The 22,708-nt window shown below is 64.0% G+C and carries 26 protein-coding genes; 12 read left to right on the forward strand and 14 right to left on the reverse strand.

From position 1 onward, the window contains the following. Positions 1 to 3 precede the first annotated feature (3 nt). From AC6H42_RS17850 to AC6H42_RS17860, 3 genes are read right to left on the reverse strand one after another with little or no spacing between them, the layout of a single operon-like run. Positions 4 to 372, reverse strand: a complete 369-nt coding sequence (locus tag AC6H42_RS17850) for a response regulator transcription factor (protein WP_056393017.1) — start codon at positions 370 to 372, stop codon at positions 4 to 6. 17 nt (positions 373 to 389) lie between these two features. Then, a complete protein-coding gene (locus AC6H42_RS17855; RefSeq protein WP_057153667.1) occupies positions 390 to 791 on the reverse strand; it encodes a response regulator in 402 nt (133 codons plus the stop codon). A gap of 32 nt (positions 792 to 823) precedes the next feature. Continuing rightward, on the reverse strand, positions 824 to 976 hold the full coding sequence (locus AC6H42_RS17860; protein WP_057153170.1) for a rubredoxin: 153 nt from the start codon (positions 974 to 976) through the stop codon (positions 824 to 826). A gap of 95 nt (positions 977 to 1,071) precedes the next feature. Between AC6H42_RS17860 and thiD the strand changes: the two genes are divergently transcribed. The 4 genes from thiD to AC6H42_RS17880 all read left to right on the forward strand — a co-directional run bounded on the left by thiD (position 1,072) and on the right by AC6H42_RS17880 (position 4,952). Then, positions 1,072 to 1,926 (forward strand): bifunctional hydroxymethylpyrimidine kinase/phosphomethylpyrimidine kinase, encoded by an 855-nt coding sequence (gene thiD, locus AC6H42_RS17865; RefSeq protein ID WP_057153169.1) that lies wholly within the window; start codon positions 1,072 to 1,074, stop codon positions 1,924 to 1,926. Between the two features lie 12 nt (positions 1,927 to 1,938). Continuing rightward, the gene (gene hemL / locus AC6H42_RS17870; RefSeq protein ID WP_057153168.1) at positions 1,939 to 3,228 is read left to right on the forward strand and encodes a glutamate-1-semialdehyde 2,1-aminomutase; all 1,290 of its coding nucleotides are present in this window, start codon (positions 1,939 to 1,941) and stop codon (positions 3,226 to 3,228) included. Positions 3,229 to 3,409: 181 nt separating this feature from the next. Continuing rightward, positions 3,410 to 4,420: a hypothetical protein gene (locus tag AC6H42_RS17875; protein ID WP_497548614.1), complete on the forward strand. Its 1,011-nt coding sequence runs from the start codon at positions 3,410 to 3,412 to the stop codon at positions 4,418 to 4,420. A gap of 124 nt (positions 4,421 to 4,544) precedes the next feature. Beyond that, positions 4,545 to 4,952 (forward strand): hypothetical protein, encoded by a 408-nt coding sequence (locus tag AC6H42_RS17880; RefSeq protein ID WP_497548615.1) that lies wholly within the window; start codon positions 4,545 to 4,547, stop codon positions 4,950 to 4,952. An 18-nt stretch (positions 4,953 to 4,970) separates the two neighbouring features. Here the strand turns inward: AC6H42_RS17880 and corA are convergent, their stop codons facing one another. The 9 genes from corA to mpl form a co-directional block, all read right to left on the reverse strand. After that, positions 4,971 to 5,936, reverse strand: coding sequence for a magnesium/cobalt transporter CorA (gene corA / locus AC6H42_RS17885; RefSeq protein WP_056393003.1), 966 nt, complete (start codon positions 5,934 to 5,936; stop codon positions 4,971 to 4,973). An 88-nt stretch (positions 5,937 to 6,024) separates the two neighbouring features. Next, positions 6,025 to 6,420, reverse strand: a complete 396-nt coding sequence (locus AC6H42_RS17890) for a hypothetical protein (RefSeq protein ID WP_057153165.1) — start codon at positions 6,418 to 6,420, stop codon at positions 6,025 to 6,027. Between the two features lie 25 nt (positions 6,421 to 6,445). Then, complete coding sequence (gene mtgA, locus AC6H42_RS17895) at positions 6,446 to 7,168, reverse strand: monofunctional biosynthetic peptidoglycan transglycosylase (protein WP_057153164.1); 723 nt, start codon at positions 7,166 to 7,168, stop codon at positions 6,446 to 6,448. Then, positions 7,165 to 7,983, reverse strand: coding sequence for a shikimate dehydrogenase (gene aroE, locus AC6H42_RS17900; protein WP_497548616.1), 819 nt, complete (start codon positions 7,981 to 7,983; stop codon positions 7,165 to 7,167). The genes mtgA and aroE overlap by 4 nt, the downstream gene beginning before the upstream one ends. A gap of 18 nt (positions 7,984 to 8,001) precedes the next feature. After that, a complete protein-coding gene (locus tag AC6H42_RS17905) occupies positions 8,002 to 8,886 on the reverse strand; it encodes a TonB family protein (protein ID WP_057153162.1) in 885 nt (294 codons plus the stop codon). Positions 8,887 to 9,012: 126 nt separating this feature from the next. Continuing rightward, positions 9,013 to 11,079 carry a ribonuclease catalytic domain-containing protein gene (locus AC6H42_RS17910; protein ID WP_057153161.1) on the reverse strand — a complete coding sequence of 689 codons (2,067 nt, stop codon included), beginning with the start codon at positions 11,077 to 11,079 and terminating at the stop codon, positions 9,013 to 9,015. Between the two features lie 2 nt (positions 11,080 to 11,081). Continuing rightward, the gene (locus AC6H42_RS17915; RefSeq protein ID WP_057153160.1) at positions 11,082 to 11,687 is read right to left on the reverse strand and encodes a chorismate--pyruvate lyase family protein; all 606 of its coding nucleotides are present in this window, start codon (positions 11,685 to 11,687) and stop codon (positions 11,082 to 11,084) included. After that, positions 11,684 to 12,268 (reverse strand): YqiA/YcfP family alpha/beta fold hydrolase, encoded by a 585-nt coding sequence (locus tag AC6H42_RS17920; RefSeq protein WP_057153159.1) that lies wholly within the window; start codon positions 12,266 to 12,268, stop codon positions 11,684 to 11,686. The genes AC6H42_RS17915 and AC6H42_RS17920 overlap by 4 nt, the downstream gene beginning before the upstream one ends. Beyond that, the gene (gene mpl / locus AC6H42_RS17925) at positions 12,265 to 13,656 is read right to left on the reverse strand and encodes a UDP-N-acetylmuramate:L-alanyl-gamma-D-glutamyl-meso-diaminopimelate ligase (protein ID WP_497548617.1); all 1,392 of its coding nucleotides are present in this window, start codon (positions 13,654 to 13,656) and stop codon (positions 12,265 to 12,267) included. The genes AC6H42_RS17920 and mpl overlap by 4 nt, the downstream gene beginning before the upstream one ends. Before the next feature lie 96 nt (positions 13,657 to 13,752). Here mpl and AC6H42_RS17930 point away from each other — a divergent pair, with 96 nt between their 5' ends. The 7 genes from AC6H42_RS17930 to AC6H42_RS17960 all read left to right on the forward strand — a co-directional run bounded on the left by AC6H42_RS17930 (position 13,753) and on the right by AC6H42_RS17960 (position 19,935). After that, a complete protein-coding gene (locus AC6H42_RS17930; RefSeq protein WP_057153665.1) occupies positions 13,753 to 14,379 on the forward strand; it encodes a hypothetical protein in 627 nt (208 codons plus the stop codon). A 17-nt stretch (positions 14,380 to 14,396) separates the two neighbouring features. After that, a complete protein-coding gene (locus AC6H42_RS17935; protein ID WP_057153157.1) occupies positions 14,397 to 14,945 on the forward strand; it encodes a TlpA family protein disulfide reductase in 549 nt (182 codons plus the stop codon). 83 nt (positions 14,946 to 15,028) lie between these two features. Continuing rightward, the gene (gene aroQ / locus AC6H42_RS17940; protein ID WP_057153156.1) at positions 15,029 to 15,466 is read left to right on the forward strand and encodes a type II 3-dehydroquinate dehydratase; all 438 of its coding nucleotides are present in this window, start codon (positions 15,029 to 15,031) and stop codon (positions 15,464 to 15,466) included. A gap of 90 nt (positions 15,467 to 15,556) precedes the next feature. Then, positions 15,557 to 16,024: an acetyl-CoA carboxylase biotin carboxyl carrier protein gene (gene accB, locus AC6H42_RS17945; protein WP_497548618.1), complete on the forward strand. Its 468-nt coding sequence runs from the start codon at positions 15,557 to 15,559 to the stop codon at positions 16,022 to 16,024. Between the two features lie 103 nt (positions 16,025 to 16,127). After that, positions 16,128 to 17,486, forward strand: coding sequence for an acetyl-CoA carboxylase biotin carboxylase subunit (gene accC, locus AC6H42_RS17950; RefSeq protein ID WP_057153154.1), 1,359 nt, complete (start codon positions 16,128 to 16,130; stop codon positions 17,484 to 17,486). Continuing rightward, the gene (gene prmA / locus AC6H42_RS17955) at positions 17,483 to 18,418 is read left to right on the forward strand and encodes a 50S ribosomal protein L11 methyltransferase (protein WP_057153153.1); all 936 of its coding nucleotides are present in this window, start codon (positions 17,483 to 17,485) and stop codon (positions 18,416 to 18,418) included. Before accC ends, prmA begins: the two co-directional genes overlap by 4 nt. Before the next feature lie 14 nt (positions 18,419 to 18,432). After that, positions 18,433 to 19,935, forward strand: coding sequence for a DUF3426 domain-containing protein (locus tag AC6H42_RS17960; protein ID WP_497548619.1), 1,503 nt, complete (start codon positions 18,433 to 18,435; stop codon positions 19,933 to 19,935). A gap of 26 nt (positions 19,936 to 19,961) precedes the next feature. Here AC6H42_RS17960 and AC6H42_RS17965 read toward each other — a convergent pair whose 3' ends face one another. Further along, positions 19,962 to 21,023, reverse strand: coding sequence for an RNA-guided endonuclease InsQ/TnpB family protein (locus tag AC6H42_RS17965; RefSeq protein ID WP_497548620.1), 1,062 nt, complete (start codon positions 21,021 to 21,023; stop codon positions 19,962 to 19,964). A gap of 119 nt (positions 21,024 to 21,142) precedes the next feature. Here AC6H42_RS17965 and AC6H42_RS17970 point away from each other — a divergent pair, with 119 nt between their 5' ends. Beyond that, positions 21,143 to 22,084 (forward strand): carbohydrate kinase family protein, encoded by a 942-nt coding sequence (locus AC6H42_RS17970; protein WP_057153150.1) that lies wholly within the window; start codon positions 21,143 to 21,145, stop codon positions 22,082 to 22,084. Between the two features lie 58 nt (positions 22,085 to 22,142). On the opposite strand, the gene AC6H42_RS17975 is transcribed toward AC6H42_RS17970, so the two are convergent. Further along, positions 22,143 to 22,655: a YggT family protein gene (locus tag AC6H42_RS17975; RefSeq protein ID WP_057153149.1), complete on the reverse strand. Its 513-nt coding sequence runs from the start codon at positions 22,653 to 22,655 to the stop codon at positions 22,143 to 22,145. Positions 22,656 to 22,708 lie beyond the last annotated feature (53 nt).

A 22,708-nucleotide genomic window follows, 5' to 3' on the forward strand; every position in this document is an offset into this window, starting at 1 on the left:
CGCTTAGCCGCCAAGGGCGGCGATCTTGGCCAGCAGTTCGGCCGCGTCAACCGGCTTGACCAGGTAATCCTTGGCGCCCTGGCGCAAGCCCCAGATGCGGTCGGTTTCCTGGTTTTTGCTGGAACAGATAATCACCGGCACGTCCTGCAGGTCAGGATCGCGCGCGATGGAGCGCGTGACCTGGAAGCCGTTCGCGCCGGGCATCACCACGTCCATCAAGATGAGCTGGGGCTTGTCGGCCTTGATTTTCACCAGCGCCTCTTCGCCGTTTTCGGCGGTGGAAACGGAAAAGCCGTTCTTGACCAGGATGTCGGTCAGGTAGTAGCGCTCGGTCGGCGAATCGTCGACGATCAGTATTCTTTGTATGGCCATAATGCCCTCGCTGTTCTTCAGACCCCCGCCGCGCCTGCGGTATGCTCGCGCACGGCCGCCAGCAGGCTGTCTTTGGTAAATGGTTTGGTCAGGTAGGCGGCCGAGCCGACCATGGTGCCGCGCGCGCGGTCGAACAGGCCATCCTTGGAGGACAGCATCAGGACCGGCGTGGCATGGAATTTGGCGCTCTTCTTGATCAGGGCGCAGGTCTGGTAGCCATCCAGGCGCGGCATCAGGATGTCGCAGAAGATGAGAGCCGGGTGGTGGTCGTTGATCTTGGCCAGGGCCTCGAAGCCGTCTTCGGCCAGCACCACCTGGTAGCCGGCCTGGCTGAGGAATATCTCGGCCGACCGGCGAATGGTGCTGCTATCGTCGATCACCATGATCTTCAAACCTGTCGCTTGCGGCGTAGTCGTCATATTCATTCACCGGGATGTACCGACACGATAGCTTAAATCGCCACCATTTCAAAATCGTCCTTGCGGGCGCCGCATTCCGGGCAGGTCCAGTTGATCGGCACATCGGCCCAGCGCGTGCCCGGTGCGATACCTTCTTCCGGCAGGCCGGCTTCCTCGTCGTAGATCCAGCCGCAGATCAGGCACATCCAGGTTTGGTATGCCTGCGTTGTATCATTGCTACTCACGTTGTGTCACCTTCTATCAAGTAAAATGCCGAATCAGGTATCTTAATCTACCAGCCGTGCAAAACCAAACTTCTCCCCTTATCCTGACATTCGGCGCCGTCGATCCGGTAGGCGCCGCCGGCGTGACCGCCGACCTGGCCGTGTTTTCCGCCCTGGCCTGCCAGGGCCTGGCCGTGACCACCGCGTTGCTGATCGGCGACAGCGCCCGCATCGAGGACTTGCAGGAGACCGATCCGGACTGGGTCTCCGACCAGGCCCGCGTGCTGCTCGAGGACGCGCAAGTGTCGGCCTTCAAGATCGGCGCGCTGCAGAACATGGAGCACGCCTCGGCCATTGCCGAAATCGTATCGGACTATCCGGACGCGCCGCTGGTGCTGGATCCGTTCAGTTCGCGCCTGCCCGATGCGGGCGAGGACGCCGACGAATTGCTCACCATCGTGCGCCAGCTGCTGGTGCCGCAGGCGTCGGTGCTGATGCTGTCGCAGGTGGAACTGGGCCGCCTGGCCGAGACCTGGCGCGAGATGGATGGCAATGCGGACGGCAGCCCGGACGGCAACGGCGAGCCCTCGCTGGAAGACGATGTGCGCTACCTGATTGAACTGGGCTGCGAATTCGTGCTGGTCACCGGCACTCCGGCCGGCGCCGGCCATGGCGACGCGGTGCGCGCCAACACGCTGTACGGCGCCGACGGCATCGTGCGGCACGACGCCTGGCAGCACTTGCCCGGCCCCTTCCTCGGCGCGGGCGGCACGCTGTCGGCCGCCATCGCCGCCTATCTGGCGTGCGGCGCGGACACGCCGACCGCCGTCGCACTGGCACAGGACTATACCCAGGGCGCGCTGGCCCATGCGCAACGCTACGGCATGGGCAAGCTGGTGCCCAACCGGACCTTCCGGTCCACTCCAACTTAGCAAAGAGACATCATGACGACTGAATCGAAGAACGACACGCTGTTCGCGCGCGCCCAGAAAACCACACCCGGCGGCGTCAATTCACCGGTGCGCGCTTTCCGCTCGGTGGGCGGCACGCCGCGTTTCATCACCCGCGCCGAAGGCCCCTACTTCTGGGATGCGGACGGCAAGCGTTATATAGATTACATCGGCTCCTGGGGCCCGGCCATCGTCGGCCATGCGCATCCGGACGTGGTGAAGGCAGTGCAGGAAGCGGCCACGCGCGGCCTGTCCTTCGGCGCGCCGACCGAAGCTGAAATCGAGATGGCGGAAGAGATCTGCCGCCTGGTGCCGTCGATCGAGCAGGTGCGCCTGGTGTCGTCCGGCACCGAAGCGACCATGAGCGCGCTGCGCCTGGCGCGCGGCGCCACCGGCCGCGACAAGATTATCAAGTTCGAAGGCTGCTATCACGGCCATGCCGATTCCTTATTGGTGAAAGCCGGCAGCGGTTTGCTGACTTTCGGCAATCCAACGTCGGCCGGCGTACCGGAAGATTTCGTCAAGCACACCCTGGTGCTGGACTATAACAATGTGGAACAGATTACCGAGGCATTCGCCAATTTCGGTTCCGACATCGCCTGCGTTATTGTGGAGCCGGTGGCGGGCAATATGAATCTGATTAAAGGTACGCCGGCATTCCTGCAAGCCTTGCGCGATTTGTGCACCAAGCACGGCGCGATACTGATATTCGACGAAGTGATGTGCGGTTTCCGCGTAGGCCTGGGCGGCGCGCAGGAACTGTATGGCATTAAACCGGACCTGACCGCGCTGGGCAAAGTAATCGGCGGCGGTTTGCCGGTGGCGGCGTTCGGCGGCAGCGCGGAACTGATGGGCAAAATGGCGCCATTGGGCGCGGTTTATCAGGCCGGCACCTTGTCGGGTAATCCGGTGGCGGTGGCTGCCGGCATGACCACGCTGAAGATTATCCAGCAGCCTGGTTTCTACGACAAACTGGCCGCCTCGGCGAAACGCCTGGCGGCCGGATTAACCGCAGCAGCCAAAGAAGCCGGCGTGACTTTCTGCGCCGATGCCGAAGGCGGCATGTTCGGTTTGTATTTCAGCGAGGTACCGCCCAATAACTACGCTGAAATGATGGCCGGCGACCGCGCCAAATTCAATACCTTCTTCCACGCCATGCTGGACCAGGGCGTCTATTTCGCCCCGGCGGCGTTCGAAGCGGGATTCGTCTCCGCCCAGCACGACGATGCGGTGATCGACGAAACCATCGCGGCAGCGCGGAGAGTATTTGCGTCGCTGAAGTAATCCGGCGCCGTGAAAAGCCGCCGCAATGCCCTGCCCGGGCTGCGGCGGCTTTTTTTCGTCCATTTCATGCCAGTTTCTGGCTTGAACACGCCAGAATCGGGCAGGTTAAGCCCTTCCGGCAGGCGGCGGACAAAGCTTGGCTGAGGTATAGTACTTAGTAAAATCACCCAACGAGACAAGCATGGCTCTACTGCCGCAACGGAAATACTGGTTCGCCCTCATTCTGCTGGCGATGACGGCCAGCTATTACATCGCGTTCCGATTGCGCGTGGTGCCGGAATGGACATTGCTGTTCGACTTTACCGTAACACTGCCGCTGATTTACTGGTGGCTGTACCGCCCGGGATTAAAGAAAATGCTGATGCGCTGGCTGTCGCTGGCGATGCTGGCCATCTTTATCGGTCGCTATATTATTCCCGAGCAAAGCAAGGCGATATTCCACGCACTGGAGGACTACCGGTATATTTCGCTGGCATTGGGCGCAATCGCGGAAATCGCCGTCGGCGCCTTCCTGATTTATAAGCTGACCGGCATGCTGAGGCTCTCCCGCAATGCCGACGAGGCATTAAAACAATCCATAGCGGGGTTGCTGGGGCAGAATACCTATGCCGCGCTTGCGCTGTTCGAGGCGCGGATCTGGTATTACGCGCTATTCATGCGCAAAGGCGCGTCGCTGGAATTCAGCGGCGGGCGGCGTTTCGGCTATGCACGCAACGGCGGCAATGCGTCGAATCAGCTCGGCTTCATTATTGCCATCCTGTTCGAGCTGCCGCTGATGCATATGCTGCTGCATTTCATCTGGTCGCCCACGGCGGCTATCGTGGCAAGCGCATTGAGCGCGTGGGCATTGCTGTATATGGTTGCCGACTACCGCGCGACTTTATATCGGCCGGTATCGCTGGCAAATGACGCGATTTTAATCCGCTGCGGCGTGCTGGCAGCCGACGCCGCGATTCCCTATTCCATGGTGCAGGCGGTCCACGCGGCCGGCGGCACGGTGCGGCGGCGCGCCGGCGTACGCCGCTATATCCAGTTGGGCGCGCCGAACGTGCTGATCGAATTGAAGCCCGGCAGCGGCCTGCCCGACCTGTTCGGCCGCCAGCAGAGCCTGGAAAAGGTTTACCTGAGCCTGGATGACCCGGCTGAATTCATCCAGGAAGTATGGAAAAAGGTTTTCGTGACCGTTGGATAGAATTCAACAATGTTAAAAAAGGCATACTGCTGCAATGAAACTTATTGCAGAAAAACGTTCCAGTAATGACAAGTATGATGTACTCCGCTTTGTGCGCAACAACGGCAGCGCCACGGATGCGCTGATGCCACGCCAGGGCATCCTGCCGCATGACCTGATCCATTACGTGGTGGAATCCGCGCTGCCGCTGCGCCATGGTTTCCTGAGCCAGGTGGCGCTGGGCGCGGACGCGCAGCTGCTCGAGCAGGCTGGGCACGGCGCAGGCAACCCGGCGGCGCACCAGCAGGCGGCGCAGGTGGAAGCCATCGTCGAAGGCCTGCAAACCCAGCTCTGGTGCGGCAGTTTCAATCTGGACGCCTTCCTGGCAGCGGCCAACAGCGCCTGCGCGGCGCGCGGCCACCGGCCGTTCGACCTGAGCGGCATCGATGTGCACGCCACGCTGTACCAGCGCGCCCAGGCGCTGCACGCGCAATGGCAGGAAATTCCTTTCAATCACGCCCTGTCGCTCGATTTCAGCCCGCGCGTGGTATAGCCTGCGGGCCGCACGGCGTTATTTCAGCCAGCCGCGGTGGCGGAAGTAGAGGAAGGGGGCGATGGCGCTGGTGATCATCAGGCCCCAGGCCCACGGATAGCCCAGCGCCCATTTCAGCTCGGGGATATTGTCGAAGTTCATGCCGTAGACGCTGGCGATCAGCGTCGGCGGCAGGAAAGCCACGCTGGCCACCGAGAAGATCTTGATGATCTTGTTCTGGTTAATGTTGATGAAGCCGACGGTGGCGTCCATCAGGAAGTTGATCTTGTCGAACAGGAAAGAGGTGTGGCCGTCCAGCGATTCGATGTCGCGCAGAATCTGGCGCGCTTCCTCGAACTGCTCGGAATTGAGCAGGCGGCCGCGCATCAGGAAGCTGACCGCGCGCCGCGTGTCCATCATGTTGCGGCGGATACGGCCGTTCAAGTCTTCCTCGTGGGCGATGGCGCTCAGCGCGTCGGCCGCGTCCTTGTCGGTGAATTCTTCCTGCAGCACGCGGCCCGACACTTCCTCCAGGTTCTGGTAGATGCCTTCCAGCGCATCGGCCGAGTACTCGGCGTCGGTGGCGTACAGGTCCAGCAGCACGTCCATGTAGTCGGCGATGGAGCCGGGGCGCGAACGGGCGCGCATGCGCACCAGGCGGAACACCGGCAGGTCGTCCGTATGGACGGAGAACAGCATTTTCTTGGCCAGGATGAAGGCCACGGTGACGATGCGCGAGGGGCCGTCGTCTTCTTCCAGCAGGAAGTCGGTGCGCAGGTGCAGGTCGCCGTTTTCCGCCTCGTAATAGCGGGCCGAGGCTTCAATGTCTTTGACTTCGTCTTCGCCCGGCAGCGTTACGCCGTAAATGGCTTTGACCCAGGCACGCTCGTCGTCGTTCGGGTCGGTCAGGTCGACCCAGACGGGTTCGAGCTTTTCCAGGTCTTCACGGGATTCGATGGGAACCTGGTTGAGACGGCCATTTTGTAAGACGAAGACATTGATCATAGGCACTCTCAGCCAGCGGTGGGAACGAAACAGCGCAAGTGTACCCGCAAGCCCTTTTTTCGGCCACCTTTGCTTGCTGTTTTTTGCCTCAGCGGGTGGCGTTTTCTATCATTTTCGCGCGCAGGTCCTGCGGCGCGGCGGCGGCCGGGTCCGGCTTGGGCGCCTTGGGCGCTTCTATGCCCTTTGTTTCATGCACGATAACGTTTTTGGCGGTGGCGTTGGCGGCGCCGCATTCGGTGTCGGAAAACACGGTTTTGCCGTCGATGACGCAACGGCGCAGCTGGTTGGCGGGGGAGGGAGCCACGGCAGCGGCGGCAGCCGTCCCCTGTCCGGCCGCCGGCTTGCCGGCCAGCTTGGCGAGCCCCTCGGCAAACAGGTTGCGCTCGTAGCGCATGGAGAAGATGGCCGCCATCGCCAGCGCCGCCACGCCCGCCATCAGCACCGCCACTAGAACCAGACTGATACCGCGCTGCCGATGAAGCATGAAGCCCCCGAAATAGAATGATGCCCTATGGTAACTCAGCCGAGCCCATCCGTCTCAAGATCACGCCGGTGCGGCGCGCCAGGTAATTCGAGTCGCGGTGTTTGTCGTAAAAACGCGGATTGGGCAGCATCACGGCCAGCTTGGCGGCCTGGGCCGCGCCCAGCTTGGATGCACTGATGCCGTAGTAATGCTTGGCGGCCGCTTCCGCGCCGAAGATGCCTTTGCCGAACTCCACCACGTTCAGGTAGATCTCGAAGATGCGCTCCTTGTCCATCAGCGCTTCCAGCATGTAGGTAATGATCAGCTCCTGGCCCTTGCGCAGATAGCTGCGCGAGCCGGACAGGAACAGGTTCTTGGCCAACTGCTGCGTGATGGTGGAGCCGCCCGACACCACTTTCTTCTTCTTGTTGTTCTTTTCGTAGGCCTTTTGCAGCGCTTCCCAATCCACGCCTTCATGATCGGAGAAATTGGCGTCTTCGGAGGCGATAATCGCCCGCTTCAGGTTGCCCGAAATGCGGGCGTACGGCACCCACTGCTGCTGGATGTTGGCCTTGGGGTTGACCTCCTGCAGCGCGGCGCGCTGGGCGCGCATGAAGGCGGTGGTGGTGGGGTTATGCCCCACCCACCACCAGATCTGCAGCAGGAAATACAGCTGCACCACCACGAACAGCAGCACCGGGGCAATGAAGAGCCACTTCACCCACCACCACTTGCCGCGCTTTGCAGCAGGGTTGCGCACTTTTGTCATAATTTTGCACGCAGTTGTGCCAGTAATTCCGTGGTTTGCGGGCGCACGCCGCGCCAGGCCAGGAACGCCTCGGCGGCCTGCTCGACCAGCATGCCCAGGCCGTCGCGCACGATCGCGCCGTGATCGGCCGCGAACTGCATGAACACCGTCGGCTCTTTGCCGTACATCATGTCCAGCGCCAGGGTGCCGGGGCCGAATATCTCCGGCGGCACCGGCGGCAGGTCGGCGCTCAGGCTGGCCGAGGTGGCGTTGATGACGATGTCGTACTGGCCGCGCGGCGCGTCGAAGCCGCAGGCCGACAGTGCCGCGCCGCCGGACAGCGCGGCGAACTGTTCGACCAAGGCCTCGGCCGTGGCGACGGTGCGGTTGGCAATGGTGAGCTGGGCCGGGTGGTGTTCCAGCAGCGGCAGCACCACGCCGCGCGCGGCGCCGCCGGCGCCCAGCAGCAGCACCCGCTTGCCGGTGATGGGCACGCCGGCGTTCGAGACGATGTCGTTCACCAGGCCGGCGCCGTCGGTATTGTCGCCGATGGTGCCGTCGTCGGTGAACAGCAAGGTGTTGACGGCGCCCGCCGCCTGCGCGCGCATGGTCAACGCGCCGCACAGCTTGTGGGCCTCGAGCTTGAAGGGCACGGTGACGTTGGCGCCCTTGCCGCCTTCGGCGACGAAGGCGCGCACGGCGGCCGGGAAGCCGTCCAGCGGCGCCAGCCGCTTTTCATAGCTCAGCTGCTGGCCCGTTTGCTGCGCATAGGCGGCGTGGATGTCGGGCGATTTGCTGTGGCCGATGGGGTTGCCGAAGACGCAATACTTATCCATTGAAGCGATCCATGTTTTCTAGTTTGTTCCGCTCAGGTCGGACTCCAGTTTTTCTTCACGGGTGAATTTGAAGCGGGTGATGATGACCCACAGGTCGTCGCGCTCGCTGGACAGCATGTTCGGCGGGAATTTGCCGAACGGCGCGGAGCGGCGCACGATGCGCAGCGCGGCCTCGTCCAGCGCGTCGTTGCCGGAGCTTTTCTCGACGCGCACGCCGCCTTCCTTTTCGTAGATGGTGCCGTCCTGGAAGATGGGGATGTAGACCACCAGTTCGCCGTACAGCTTGCGGCCATTCTTCTGCGGGAAGTTCAGCGTGCCGATCTCTTCCACCTTGCGCTGCAGGCGCTGGTAGTACATGGCGTAGCCCACTTCGCGCGTGCTGGGGGTGATGAAGGTTTTCTTGGGGCGCTTGTTCTGGTCGTCGATGGTCTGGGTAATCTCGGCGGCCATGCGGGCGATCGCTTTGCTGCTTTCCAGCAGGTCGGCGCCGCTGGGCATGGGGTCGGGCTTGACCTTTTCCGTCACCGGGGCGGCGGTCAGCGGGTTCGGCCTGGCGGCCTGGGTCAGCAGCTTGCGCTGGGTTTCCTCCAGCTCGGCGATGCGGCGCTTGGTGGCTTTCACGCTTTCGCCGGTTTCGTTCTTGCGCATGTCCGGCAGCGGCGACTTGGCGCGGCCGGCGTCGGCCTTGCCGCCGCCGTCCAGGTTGGCTTGCGCGAGCGCGTCGGCCTTCAGCGGCGCCTTGTCGTGCTTGGCGTTCACCAGGATCACTTCCAGGCCGGGGTCGGTGGGCTCGATCTTGAAGTTTTTCGGCGCCACAAAGGTCACGGCCAGCAATACGCCGTGCGCCAGCAGGGAAACGCCAGTTGCGAAATACAGGAAGCGGTTTTCTTGTAAAGACTTCACGCAGGGACCGTCGGCAACATCAAAGATGGGACATTCTACGACAAGCGGAGGCTGGCGGGGACCCGGGCTTGGCATAGTCGGGCCACGGCGCGCACGCCTGACCCGGCCTGCCCGCCCGGACCTGGCCTATGGCGCCTCGGGGGCCGGCTCGGTAACGGCGGTTTCGCTGGCGAGCTCGGCCACCTCGGCTTGCTCGTCGGTGGGCGCGGCGGCGGCGGCCAGTTCCTGCTCATGCTCGGCCGGGGTTTCCTCTTCCTCTTCGTAATCCAGCTCGGCATCGGCGGCGGCCGGGGCGGTGACGATTTCCAGCAGGCGCGCTTCGATGCTCAGGTCGACCTCGTCCCAGCGCAGGATGTCCAGCTTGACCTGGGCGCCGCGCGCGGCGGGCGGCATGCCGGCCAGGCGGATGATGAGCGGGATGTCGGACAGGCGCAACACCTCGTCCTTGAGCACCACCGCCTCAACGTGGCGCTGCTCCTGCTGGCCCAGCCAGCGCAGGCACCAGTAGCGTTCCATATTGCTCTGGTGATCGTTGTAGGCCGAGTAGGCGGCGTCGAACTGCGAAACGATGGCAAACAGATTGGCGTCCTTGTGCTTGAACGGCGCCACGAACGGCGCGGCCACGCCCTTCTCGGCCACGGCCAGGATCTGCCACTGGTTCACCAGGTCGGTGTAGCGGCGCAGCGGCGAGGTGCTCCACGCGTACTGGTCCACCCCCAGGCCCTGGTGCGGCGCGGCGTGCGTGAGCATGCGCACCTGCATCTTGGCGGCCCAGCCGCCCACGCCCTGGCCCTGGCTGCGGTAGATGCCGGGCACGCCATGGTCGTGCATCAGCTTGCCCCAGGTGCTGTTGGCGAAGATCATCAGTTCGGCGACGATCTTGTCGAGCGGCGCGCCGCGCTTGCGCCGGGTCACCGTCACCACGTCGTCCTCGACGTAGAAGTTGTAGTCGACCCGGTTGTTCTGCTCCGGCTTCAGGCCGAAGCCTTCGCGCTTGACCATGCGGCCCGCTTCCAGCTGCAGCGCCCATTTCCACAGCAGGCCCAGCTCGGCCTTGCGCGGGTACTCGCCCTCGCCGCTGGCCAAGGTCTCTTCGTTGACCAGGTCGTCCAGCGTGTTGTGGCGCAAATTGTTGGCGATGGGCACCAGCTCGGCGCGCGTCTCGGTACCGACCACGCTCCAGTCGGCCGGGTCTAGCGTGGCGTACAGCGACAGCGCCGGGCAGGTCTTGCCTTCGGCCAGGGTGAACGCGTCGACGATGGCGTCCGGCAGCATGGTGATCTTGTCGCCGGGCATATACACGGTGGACATGCGCGCGCGCGCCATCTTGTCGACCGCGTCGTCCGGGCGGATGCCCAGGCCGGGCGCGGCGATGTGGATGCCGACCTTGACCTTGCCGTCCGCCAGGTGCGTGACGGAGAAGGCGTCGTCGATCTCGGTGGTGGTGACGTCGTCGATCGAGAACGCTTCCACGGCAGCCAGCGGCAGGTTGGCCGGCGCGCTGGGCACCGGCACGTCCGGGAAGCCGGCGCCTTTCGGGAAGTTCTCGAACAGGAACTTGGACATGTGCAAGTCCTTCGGCGAGGCAATGCCGCCGGCGGCCAGCATCAGGCGCTGCGGGCTCTGGTGCGTGTCATTGCAGGCCGCTTCCAGCGCCTTGTATTCGATGGTGTTCTTGTCCGGCTTGAACAGCAGCTGCCAGACGATGGGCTTCATGCTGTCGGGCAGTTTGTTGGCTTTCAGCTCTTCCACGTACTGGGCCTGGATCACGGCCTGCTGCTTTTTCTTTTCGATGCCGGCCAGCGCGGCGCGCAGCGACTGCTCGGGCGCCTTCTTGTAGCGGCCGCGGCCCTTCTTGTAGAAATAGATGGGCGCGTTGTGCAGGCCCAGGATCAGGCCGGCCGCCTCGTGCGGCAGCGGCGCGTGGCCGAAGTACTCGGCGCCCAGCTCGGCAAAGCCGAACTCTTCTTCGCCGGCCACTTCCCACAGGAATTCCAGGTCGATCTCGGCGGCGACCGCCTTGGCCTGCTCCAGCAGCTCGGCCGGGGCCGGCTTTTCGTACTGCAGCAGCACGTCCTTGGCTTTGACCTTGTTGCGCTTGCCGCTGGCCATTTCCACCTGGTAGGCCTCGCCCGCGTGGGACATGACGGAGCCGACCTTGAAGTCGCCGGATTCTTCGAAAAATACGTTCATTATTATGTTCTGTTCTCTAAAGTCGAGTTGACTGCGGATGGGACCAGGTCCAGCACTTGGGGCATGAACACTTCGGTCACCAGCAGCAATCCATTGTGGCGCTGATACAGGCAGCGCCGTGCATACAATATCTGTTCGTCCTGCAAGCCCGTCGCCGCCTGCCCCACAGCGGCCCGGGCGCGCCGGGCCAGCGGGTGGCTGGCGCGCAGGCGCGCGAACTCCAGCTCGCCGCGCCGCACCTGCGGGTCGCCGAACAGCGTGGAGCCGAGCGAGCGTTCGCCCAGCGCGCTGAACAGCGGCCAGTCGCCGGCGTCGGCCGAGGTCGGCACGACCGTGTGCCCGAACACCACGGGCGTATTATCACACCGCAGCAGCACCTCGCGTTCAATCACCCGGCTGGGCCGGTGCAGGCCGATGGCGGCCGCCTCGTCGGCCAGGCAGAGCGCCGGGCTCTGGTGCAGTTTCTGCACGCGGAAGGCGCGGCTGTGCGCTTTCAATTTGTTCGTCAGCGAACCGCCGCCGGTGAGCCAGTGGCGCACGGCTTCCGGCGCGTTGACGGCGATCACATGGCTGTGCCAGTTCGCAAGACGCAGCGAACGGCCCTTCACCGCGGGCCGCCGGCGCCGATGCCGCAGAACGCCAGCACCTCATCTATATAGTCGGCGAATTCGCTGATGCCGTGGTCGCTGCCCTGGATCACATGCTGGCGCGCGCCTTGATAGTGCGCCACCATGTCGCGGTAGTCCAGCACTTCGTCGCCGGTGGCGGCAATCAGGAAGTAGCGCCCGGGCTGGCTGATCCGCGCCACATCCAGCGCGCGCAGTTCGTCTATATATTCAGGCTTGAACTCGAACGGCGCGTCGGAATGGTACTGGGTGGTGACGCCGACGTGCTTCTGCAGGTCCTGGCGCGGCACGATGGCCGGGTTGAGCAGCACGGCGCGGCAGCCGAGGCGCTCGGCCAGCCAGGTGGCGTAGTAGCCGCCCAGCGAGGAGCCGACCACCGCCAGTTCCCCGGCTGGCACGCCATCCACCAGAGACAGCGCCAGTTCCATGGCCAGCCTGGGCGAGGCCGGCAACTGCGGGCACAGGTAGTCGGCGCTGCGGCCCAGCCCGGCCATGCGCTCGCCCATCAGCCGCGCCTTCATCGATTGCGGCGAGGAGCGGAATCCGTGCAGATACAAAATCATCGGGCCAGCGCCTCCAGCAGCTTCTGGTGCACGCCGCCGAAGCCGCCGTTGCTCATGACCACTACGTGGTCGCCCGGCCGCGCGTGCCCGACGATGGCTTGTACCATGGCGTCGAGGTCGTCGTAGGCGCTGGCCACCTCGCCCATGGGCGCGAGCGCGGCGCCCAGGCTCCAGCCGAGCGACTGTTCGCTGCCGAAACCGAACACCAGGTCGGCCTCGGCCAGGCTGCCGGGCAAGGCGTCTTTCATGGCGCCCAGCTTCATGGTGTTGGAGCGCGGCTCGAGCACGGCCAGGATGCGTCCGGCGGCGGCCCCGGCCTTGAGCTTCTGGCGCAGGCCGCCCACGGTGGTGGCGATGGCGGTAGGATGGTGGGCGAAGTCGTCGTAGACGGTGACGTCCTTGACCACGCCGCGCACTTCCATGCGCCGCTTGACGCTCTCGAATTTGGCCAGCGACTCGGCCGCCTGCGCGATCGGCACGCCGACGTGGCGCGCGGCGGCAATGGCGGCCAGCGCGTTGCTGCGGTTATGGCGGCCGGTCAGCTGCCACTGCACCTTGCCGGCCACGGCGCCGTTGAAGATGACGTCGAAGCTGCCGTCGTCGTGCTCTTTCAATTTCCAGTTGGCGTCGTCGACGCCACCGAAGCTTTCCTTCTCGCTCCAGCAGCCGCGCTTGAGCACGCGGCCCAACGCCGCCTCGTCGGCGTTGGCGATGACGCGGCCGATGCCGGGCACGGTGCGCACCAGGTGGTGGAATTGGGTTTCGATGGCGCCCAGATCGGGGAAGATGTCGGCGTGATCGTATTCCAGGTTGTTCAGCACGGCGGTCTTGGCGTGGTAGTGCACGAACTTGCTGCGCTTGTCGAAGAAGGCGGTGTCGTATTCGTCCGCTTCGATGACGAAGAAGTCCGAGTCCACGGCCTTGCCGCCGGCAGTGCCGCTCAGGCGCGCCGAGATGCCGAAGTTCATCGGCACGCCGCCAATCAGGAAGCCGGGCGCGTAGCCGGCGTCTTCCAGGATCCAGGCCAGCATGGCCGAGGTGGTGGTCTTGCCGTGCGTGCCGGCCACGGCCAGCACCCATTTGTTGCGCAGGATGTGCTCGCCCATCCACTGCGGGCCGGACACGTAGGGCAAGCTGCGGTTGAGGATTTCCTCCACCAGCGGATTGCCGCGCGAGACAACGTTGCCTATTACATACAGATCGGGGTTGAGCGCCACCTGTTCCGGGCCGAAGCCCTGTATCAGCTCGATGCCCTGGGCTTCGAGCTGGGTGCTCATCGGCGGGTAGACGTTGGCGTCGCAGCCGGTGACGCGGTGGCCCGCCTCTTTGGCCAGCACGGCCAGGCCGCCCATGAAGGTGCCGCAAATACCTAGTATATGAATATGCATGTTGAGGGTGCTTATGAAACAAGGGTCGGACAAACTGTCAGGACGGTGATTTTACCTGACGCGTGGCTTCTTCCGGTTCAGAGTATGATCTCGGACATGACGCCTCCCCCAAACGATGACATTCAACTGCTGCGCGCACAGGTGGCGGCGGCCGCGGCGCGGCTGATTGCCGCCGACGGCGCCGACTACGCCACCGCCAAGCGCAAGGCCGCGCGCCAGGTGCTGGGCGAACAGCACAACGGCAGCGCCAGCGTATTGCCGGACAACAGCCAGATCGAAGAAGAGGTGCGGCTGTACCACGCGCTGTTCAACGCGGACACGCAGCCGGCGCGCCTGTTCCGGCTGCGCACCGCCGCGCTGCAGGTGATGGAAGCGCTGGAGCAGTACAATCCCTTCCTCACCGGCGCCGTGCTGAACGGCACGGCAGGGCCGCACGACGATATCCACCTGCAGCTGTTTGCCGACAGCGCCAAGGAGGTGGAGATCTTCCTGCTGAATAAGAACGTCAACATCGACATCTCGGAAACGCCGCACTTCAAGGGGCCGCGCTACGAACCGGTCGAGACGGTGAGCTTCCTGTGGCACAAGGAGGGCGTGCACGCGGCACTGTATGAACTGGACGATATGCGCGGCGCGCTGAAAGCGCGCAGCGACGGCAGGCCGATCCGTGCCGACATCGCGGGCGTACGGGCCTTGCTACTATCTGACAGCCACGATATTTAATACAACTCAGAAATATAATGTTTAAGAAGAACTATCTTGTATACGCGGCGATTGCTATCGCCTGCGGCGCGGCCGGCGTGTGGGCCAATATGAAGACCACAGCCCCCGCCGCCAAACCCGCTGCAGCGGCTGGCACGGCGGCAGCGGCGCCGGTGGCGGCGCTGTACCAGCAAAAGCTCAAGGACGGCAAAGGCGTGGAGCAGGCGCTGGCGCAGTGGCAGGGCAAGCCGCTGGTGGTGAACTTCTGGGCCACCTGGTGCGCGCCCTGCGTGGAAGAAATGCCGGAATTGTCGGCGCTGCAGGGCGAACAGGCCGTCAAGGGCTTGCAAATCATTGGCATCGGCATCGATAGCCCCGCCAACATCGCCGAATTCGCCGAAAAACACAAAATCGCCTATCCTGTGTACGTGGGCGGCATGAGCGGCACGGACTTGTCGCGCCAGCTGGGCAACGCCCACGGCGGCTTGCCGTTCACCGTACTCATCAGCGCCGATGGCCAGGTCAAAAAGACCTATCTGGGCCGCCTGAAGTTCGATGAATTGCGTGCGGATCTTGCAAGCATGTAATAATTTCGGCAATATATTTTCACTTGCCAAGGGTCGCTGTTGGCGGCAAAATGCGAAACTTTCGCGGAAAACGGTCTGAACACATGGCAAAAAACCTCCTGCTACTGAATGGCCCCAACCTGAATTTGCTGGGGACGCGCGAGCCTGAGGTTTACGGCAGTGACACCCTGGCCGATGTGGAACGGGCCGCGCAAGCGCAGGCGCAAGCCGCCGGCGCCCAGCTGTCTTGTTTCCAGAGCAACCACGAAGGGGCGCTGATCGACCGTATCCATGCCGCGCGCGGCGAAGGCGTGGACATGATCGTCATCAACCCGGGCGGCCTGACGCACACCAGCGTGGCCCTGCGCGATGCGCTGGCCGGGGTGGCGATTCCGTTCGTGGAAGTCCATATTTCGAACATTTACCGGCGTGAGGAATTCCGCCACCATTCTTTTCTCAGCGCGGTCGCGCAAGGAACGATCTGCGGCCTGGGCATAGACGGGTATCGCTTAGCCATCGACTTTGCTCTTAAAAAACGTTAATCTACGCGATCTGCGCGCATTTATCGCGGCGCCGCCCCACAATGGCGCGCTGCCCACAATCACATAACAAAGATACACAGGGAGTCTCAGATGGATCTACGCAAGCTCAAGACGTTGATTGACTTGGTCGCTGAATCGGATATTGCCGAGCTCGAAGTGACGGAAGGCGAGAGCAAAGTACGCATCGTCAAGTCGTCCGCCATGCCGCAAAACCAGGTTGTGATGATGCAACCGCAAGGCATGCAGCCGCAGTACCAGCAGCACGCCGCGCCTGTGGCGGCCGCACCAGTCGCCAGCGTCCCGGCTGCCCCCGCTGAGCCGACCGGCCACGTGGTCAAGTCGCCGATGGTGGGCACCTTCTACCGCTCCTCGGCGCCGGGCGCCGCCGCCTTCGTCGAAGTGGGCCAGTCCATCAAGGAAGGCGACACCCTGTGCATCATCGAAGCGATGAAGCTGCTTAACGAAATCGACGCGGACGTGGCCGGCGTTGTGACCCAGGTCCTGGTGGAAAACGGCCAACCGGTCGAGTTCGGCCAACCCCTGTTTGTGATCGGCTAAATCGGGCGCGCGGCCCGTGGATGCTTCCGCCGGCCGCCCCGATCTGGTTCCGCACTCTCTCTACACCCTGGAGCAGCCGCTCCCCACAAACACAGAACCTGCCATGTTTGAAAAAATCCTCATTGCCAACCGCGGCGAAATCGCGCTGCGCATCCAGCGCGCCTGCCGAGAAATGGGCATCAAGACGGTGGTGGTCCACTCCGAAGCCGACAAGGACGCCAAGTACGTGAAGCTGGCCGACGAGTCGGTCTGCATCGGTCCGGCCGCCTCCACCCTGAGCTATCTGAACATGCCGGCCATCATCAGCGCGGCTGAAGTGACCGACGCCGAAGCGATCCACCCGGGCTACGGCTTCCTGTCGGAGAACGCCAACTTCGCCGAGCGCGTGGAGAAATCCGGCTTCGTGTTCATCGGCCCGCGCGCCGAATCGATCCGCATCATGGGCGACAAGGTGTCGGCCAAGCAGGCCATGATCAAGGCCGGCGTGCCATGCGTGCCCGGTTCGGAAGGCGCGCTGCCGGAAGACCCGAAAGCCATCGTGCAGATCGCCCGCAAGGTGGGCTACCCGGTCATCATCAAGGCAGCTGGCGGCGGCGGCGGTCGCGGCATGCGCGTGGTGCACACCGAGGCGGCGCTGATCAACGCAGTGGCCATGACCAAGGCGGAAGCCGGCGCTGCGTTCGGCAATCCGGAAGTGTATATGGAGAAGTACCTGGAAAATCCGCGCCATGTGGAGATCCAGATCCTGGCCGACGAGCACAAGAACGCCGTGTGGCTGGGCGAGCGCGACTGCTCGATGCAGCGCCGCCACCAGAAAGTGATTGAAGAAGCGCCAGCGCCTGGCATCCCGCGCAAGCTGATCGAGAAGATCGGCGACCGCTGCGCAGAAGCCTGCCGCAAGATCGGCTACCGCGGCGCGGGCACCTTCGAGTTCCTGTACGAGAACGGCGAGTTCTACTTCATCGAGATGAACACCCGCGTGCAGGTAGAGCATCCGGTAACCGAAATGATCACCGGCATCGACATCGTGCAGGAGCAGATCCGTATCGCCGCCGGCGAGAAGCTGCGCTTCCGCCAGCGCGACGTGATGCTGGCCGGCCACGCCATCGAGTGCCGCATCAACGCCGAAGACCCGTTCAAGTTCACCCCGTCGCCGGGCCGCATCACCTCCTGGCACGCGCCGGGCGGTCCGGGCGTGCGCGTCGACTCGCATTCGTACGCCGGCTATTACGTTCCGCCGCACTACGATTCGATGATCGGCAAGGTCATCACCTACGGCGCCACCCGCGAGCAGGCTATCCGCCGCATGCAGATCGCGCTGTCGGAAATGGTGGTCGAGGGCATCCTGACCAACATCCCGCTGCACCGCGAACTGATGGTGGACGCGCGCTTCATCGAAGGCGGCACCAACATCCATTATCTGGAACAGAAACTGGCAGCGATGCCCAAGGCGGACAAATGAACTACGTAGAAATCGTCATCGAGGTCGCGCGCGACCACGCCGAGGCGCTGTCGGACGCGTTGATGGAAGCGGGCGCGCTGTCGGTCTCGGTGGAAGATGCCGATGAGGGCACCGACGCCGAGAAGCCGTTGTTCGGCGAGCCGGGCATGGAGCCGGAAGAAGCGGCGTGGGACCATTCCCGCGTCGTGGCGCTGACCGGTGAGGACGCCGACCAGGCGGCCATCGTGGCCGACGCGGCCGCCGCCATCAGCCTGGCCGAAGTGCCGAAGTACACGCTGCGCGGTGTGGAGGAGCAGGATTGGGTGCGTCTGACGCAGTCGCAGTTCGATCCCATCCACATCGGCAAGAACATCTGGGTGGTGCCGAGCTGGCACGAGGCGCCGGATCCGGACGCCCTGATCCTGGAACTGGACCCGGGCCTGGCCTTCGGCACCGGTTCGCATCCGACCACCCGCCTGTGCATGGAGTGGCTGGAAGCGCATCCGGCGCCGGGCAAGACGGTGCTGGACTACGGCTGCGGCTCGGGCATCCTGGCCATGGTGGCCAAGAAGCTGGGCGCGGGCGCGGTGGCCGGCGTGGACATCGATCCGCAGGCGATCGAGTCGGCGCGCGACAATGCGCAGCGCAACCAGGTCGGTGAGATCGAATACTTCCTGCCGGACAGCTTCGCGGCGTCGGCGCATGCGAATGCACGCTTCGACACCGTGGTGGCCAACATCCTGTCGAGCCCACTGAAGCTGATGGCGCCGATGCTGTCGGGCCGCGTGGCCGAAGGCGGCTCGCTGATCCTGTCCGGCGTGCTGGCGCGCCAGGCGGAGGAAGTGGCAGCCGCGTACGCGCCGTTCATCAAGCTGGGCGTGTGGGCGGAGCTGGACGGCTGGGTTGCGCTGCACGGCGTGCTTGGCAGCGATACTGCACCGCAAGCCCGCTAAGCTCACGCTAGCCGATGGCGCTCGCCACCAAATGCCCCCACTGCAACACGATATTTCGGGTCGCCCACGACCAGCTGAAATTACGTGGGGGCATAGTGCGCTGCGGCGCCTGCCATGAAGTTTTCGACGGCAACGCCGCGCTGGTGGAAGCGGCGCTCAAGCAGCCCGTCATCATCGACATGCCAGCGGCGCCCACTCCGGCGCCCACCTCCTCTCCCGAACTTGAAGCCCTGATCACCACGCTCGACGCGCGCGCCGCCGAGGCGGAGGATGACGCTGCGCCGGAGCTGGAGCCGGAATTCTCGCCTGAGCCTGAGCCTGAGCCTGAGCTTATTACGCCTGAGCCGGAGTTTGTGCCCGAAGCCACGCTGGAACCCGAGCCCGAGCCCGAGCCCGAACCCGAGCCCGAGCCTGCTCCCAGCGCCCCGCCCGCGCAGCCCGACGACGAGGCAATCGAACTGGACCTGGACGTCGATATTGACGTCGATATTGACGTCGATGTCGACGACGAGCCGCAAGCGACCTCCCCTGCCCTGCCCGCGCCGGTCGACGACGAGCCGCACGGCCGCCGCGAGCCCACGCTGGACCTGCCCCCTGACGAACACCTGACCGCCGTGGCGCTGCACGACAGTTTCGAGCTGGACGCCTACCCGGCCCGCAGCGATGCGCCGGAGGACGACGATGAGGACATCGTCACGCTATCCGGTGCCGCTCCCCCGCCCGCAGATGCCGATGCCGCCACGGAGCAGCTCCCAGGCACGGAGTCGGATGCCCAAGCGGATACCGAATCGGATATTGAAGCGGGACTCCAGCCAGGCGCCGAAGCGCTCCCGCTCGCCGAAGACAACACCGCACGCGCCAGCAGCGGCCCAGCCACACCCGTCTCGGCCGGCTTGGCCAGCGCAGGTGCTGCAGCCAGCGCCGGCGCCGGCGCCGGCGCTGCGGACGACAACGAACCCGGCTTCGTGAAGCGTGGCCGCCGCCGCCAGCAGGTCGGCAAGGCCTCCCGCGTGGCCATGGCGCTTGGCATACCGCTGCTGCTGGCCGCGCTGGCCGCGCAGGTGCTGGGCACCTTCCGCAACCCGCTGGCCGCCGCCGTGCCTGCGCTGAAGCCGATGCTGGTGTCGGCCTGCGCGCTGGTTGGCTGCACCGTGGACCTGCCGGCGCAGATCGACGCGCTGAGCATCGAACAAGGCGAGCTGCAGACGCTGGCCGACAATGTATTCAGCTTCACCACCACCCTGCGCAACGGCGCGCGCAGCGCCCAGGCCTGGCCGCACATCGAGCTGATACTGAACGACGACGCCGGCAAGCCCGTGCTGCGGCGCGTGTTCTCGCCGCGCGACTACCTGGCCAACGCCGGCAACGCAGGCAACACTGGCAAGCCAGCCCTCCCGGCCAACCCGGCTGATATCGCCAAAGGTTTCGCCCCGCGCTCCGAGCAATCAGTTAAGCTGTATTTCGAGTTGGCCCAGATCAAGGCATCGGGCTATCACATCGCAGTTTTCTACCCATAAGACACTATCTTGACGTCCTCTCGGCCCTAAAGGAGGGAGATTCCTGCAGACAGCGTCGCACGTCCGCGACGGAGAATGTTTAACGCAGTATTGAGGTCTCGATCATGTTCAGCACCGCAATCCCCGCACCGCCATTCTCTTACTCCAAGGTCTGCGATACCTTTCGGTCCCCGCCTTGGCGCGAGGGTCTGGAATGGCTTTTCACAAGTCGAACAGATATGGGTGGTCAAACGTTCGTCCACTTCCTCGAACCAGGCGCCATGCTTAACAGCCTTGTACGCCAGTTGATTGCGAAAGGACGACCAGCCTGCATCAAGAACCGACTTCGCCATGCTGGTTCTGGCGAGGGCGGCGGCATGGACATTGCCAACCACGATGTAGTCGCAAGCGCGCACCATGCGGGTGGAAAGCTTGTGCAGAAAATCGCGCCGGCGGTTGGCAATCCTGGCATGGATGGCCTTGACCCGCCGCGTTTTGCGCGCGCGCTGCGCCACCGCCAGCGCCGCCTCAGCCTCGCGGTATATCTGCGGCGCGGCGATTTTTTCGCCATCGGACAGCGTAGCCAGATCCATCAAGCCAAGGTCGATGCCGACGCCGCGTACCGGCATCCGGGCAGGCGGCTCCGCTACGTCGAGCACGATGTTCAGAAACCAATTGCCAAGCAGGTCGCGCGAAAAATTGGTGCCATCGAGGATCTTCCCTTCGGGCAACGGCCTCGAGTAAAATACGCGAAAGGTATTGCCTGCAAAACGGAAGGCATTACCCTCCCGCTTCAGTTCGCGCCCTTTGAGCGGCACCCAGCCCAAAGACTTCCGGCCACGGTAGCGCAGATAGGGGCGGCGAGACTGGCTGCGCGATTTTGCATACTGCTGGCACACGTCGTTCACCGTTCCCGAATGCAGCTTCAGTTCCTTGCTGCAGCCGGTGGTCAGCCTAATCAGATCAAAACCGCTATGCCAGGGCCGGTTAAAGCGCAACGCATCCTTCTGCCTGTCGTTGCAGTAGTTCCACACGAAGTTGACTGCCCGCGCCTGCTGGTTCAGCAAGCCGGTCAAGGACTTCACACGATAACGGTAGACCAGATTCATATTGGTTTGACCTGCGGAGCCGAATTTGGTTCCGTACTCATCATGCGAGTTCGATGGCTTCGCCGTCGGCTCCTTTCACTCCCCGTCCTGAAGGACGGGGTTTCACGGAGAAAAATCAGATGAACCAGACTTCCCTGATCTGCGGATCGCTCGCCATCGACTTCATCATGCAGCATGAGGGCCGCTTCGCCGACAGCCTGCTGGCCGACCAGCTGCACAAGGTGAACGTGTCCTTCCTGGTGCCGACCATGCGCACCGAATTCGGCGGCTGCTCCGGCAACATCGCCTACAACCTGAAACTGCTGGGCGGCGACGGCCGCATCGTCGGCGTGATGGGCCAGGACAGCGGCCCCTACCTGGCGCGCCTGCAGAAGCTGGGCATCTCGACGGCCAACATCCTGGTCAAGGGCGACGCCTACACGGCGCAGTGCTTCGTCACCGCCGACAGCGAGAACAACCAGATCAACGCCTTCCACCCGGGTGCGATGTCGTTCGCGCACGAGAACCCGGTGGCCAACGCCGGCGCGGCGCGCGTGGCCATCATTTCGCCGGACGGCCACCTGGGCATGCTCAAGCACGCCGACGACCTGGCCGCGCTGGGCATTCCCTTCATGTTCGACCCGGGCCAGCAGATGCCGATGTTCAACGGCGAGCAGCTGATCGCCTTCATCGACAAGGCCACCTATGTGACCTGCAACGATTACGAGATCGAGCTGCTGATGTCGAAGACCGGCCTGACCCTGCAAGACATCGCATCCCGCCTGGAGGCGCTGATCGTCACGCGCGGAGAGCAGGGTTCGGAAATCTACACCGGCGGCCAGCGCATCGTCATCCCGGCCGTGACGGCCGAAGCGGTGCTGGACCCGACCGGCTGCGGCGACGCTTACCGCGCCGGCCTGCTGTACGGCATCACGCACGACCTGAACTGGGAAACCACCGGCCGCCTGGCCAGCCTGCTGGGCGCGATCAAGATCGCCCACAAGGGCGCGCAGAACCACGTGCTGACGAAGCAGCAGATTGCCGACCGCTTCGAAGCGGCCTTCGGCTACCGTTACGAGTGAAATTGACGCGCCGGCGGCGCAATGAAGAAGGGGACGCCGCGGCGTCCCCTTTTTTTGTCTAGCGGCCGAACAGCATGCCTAGCACCAGCTGCGCGATCTGCAGCAGGATCAGGGCCACCAGCAGCGACAGGTCCAGGTTACCCACCAGCGGCACCACCTTGCGCAGAGGACGCAGCAGCGGCTCGTTGAGGGCCCGGATGAAGGGCGCCAGCGGCGCGTGCGGGTTGACCCAGCTGAAGATCGCCTCAATCACCAGCATGGCCATGAAGCCGTACAGTATCCATTGCAGGAAGCGGTGCAGCGCGGCCAGCAGCACGGTCTGCCACGGCGCGCCGACGAAGAACAGCACCGAGGTGGCCAGGAAAACGATCAGGAAGGCGCCGATCAGGCTGGCCCAATCGAAGCCGCCCACCCCCGGCACCACGCGGCGCAGCGGGCGCACCAGCCAGTCCGACAGCTGGAAGGTGAACTGGGCCACCGACGACGGCGGACGCACGCGGATGGCTTGCATCCAGAAGCGCAACAACAGGACAGCGCCAAGCAAACCGGCGATGGTGTCCACTATCAGCATGACGATACTAAGCACGGGCTCCCTCCATAAAAAAACCGCTGTGTGATTGTCTC

The organism is Massilia sp. NBRC 108631 (assembly GCF_059704565.1).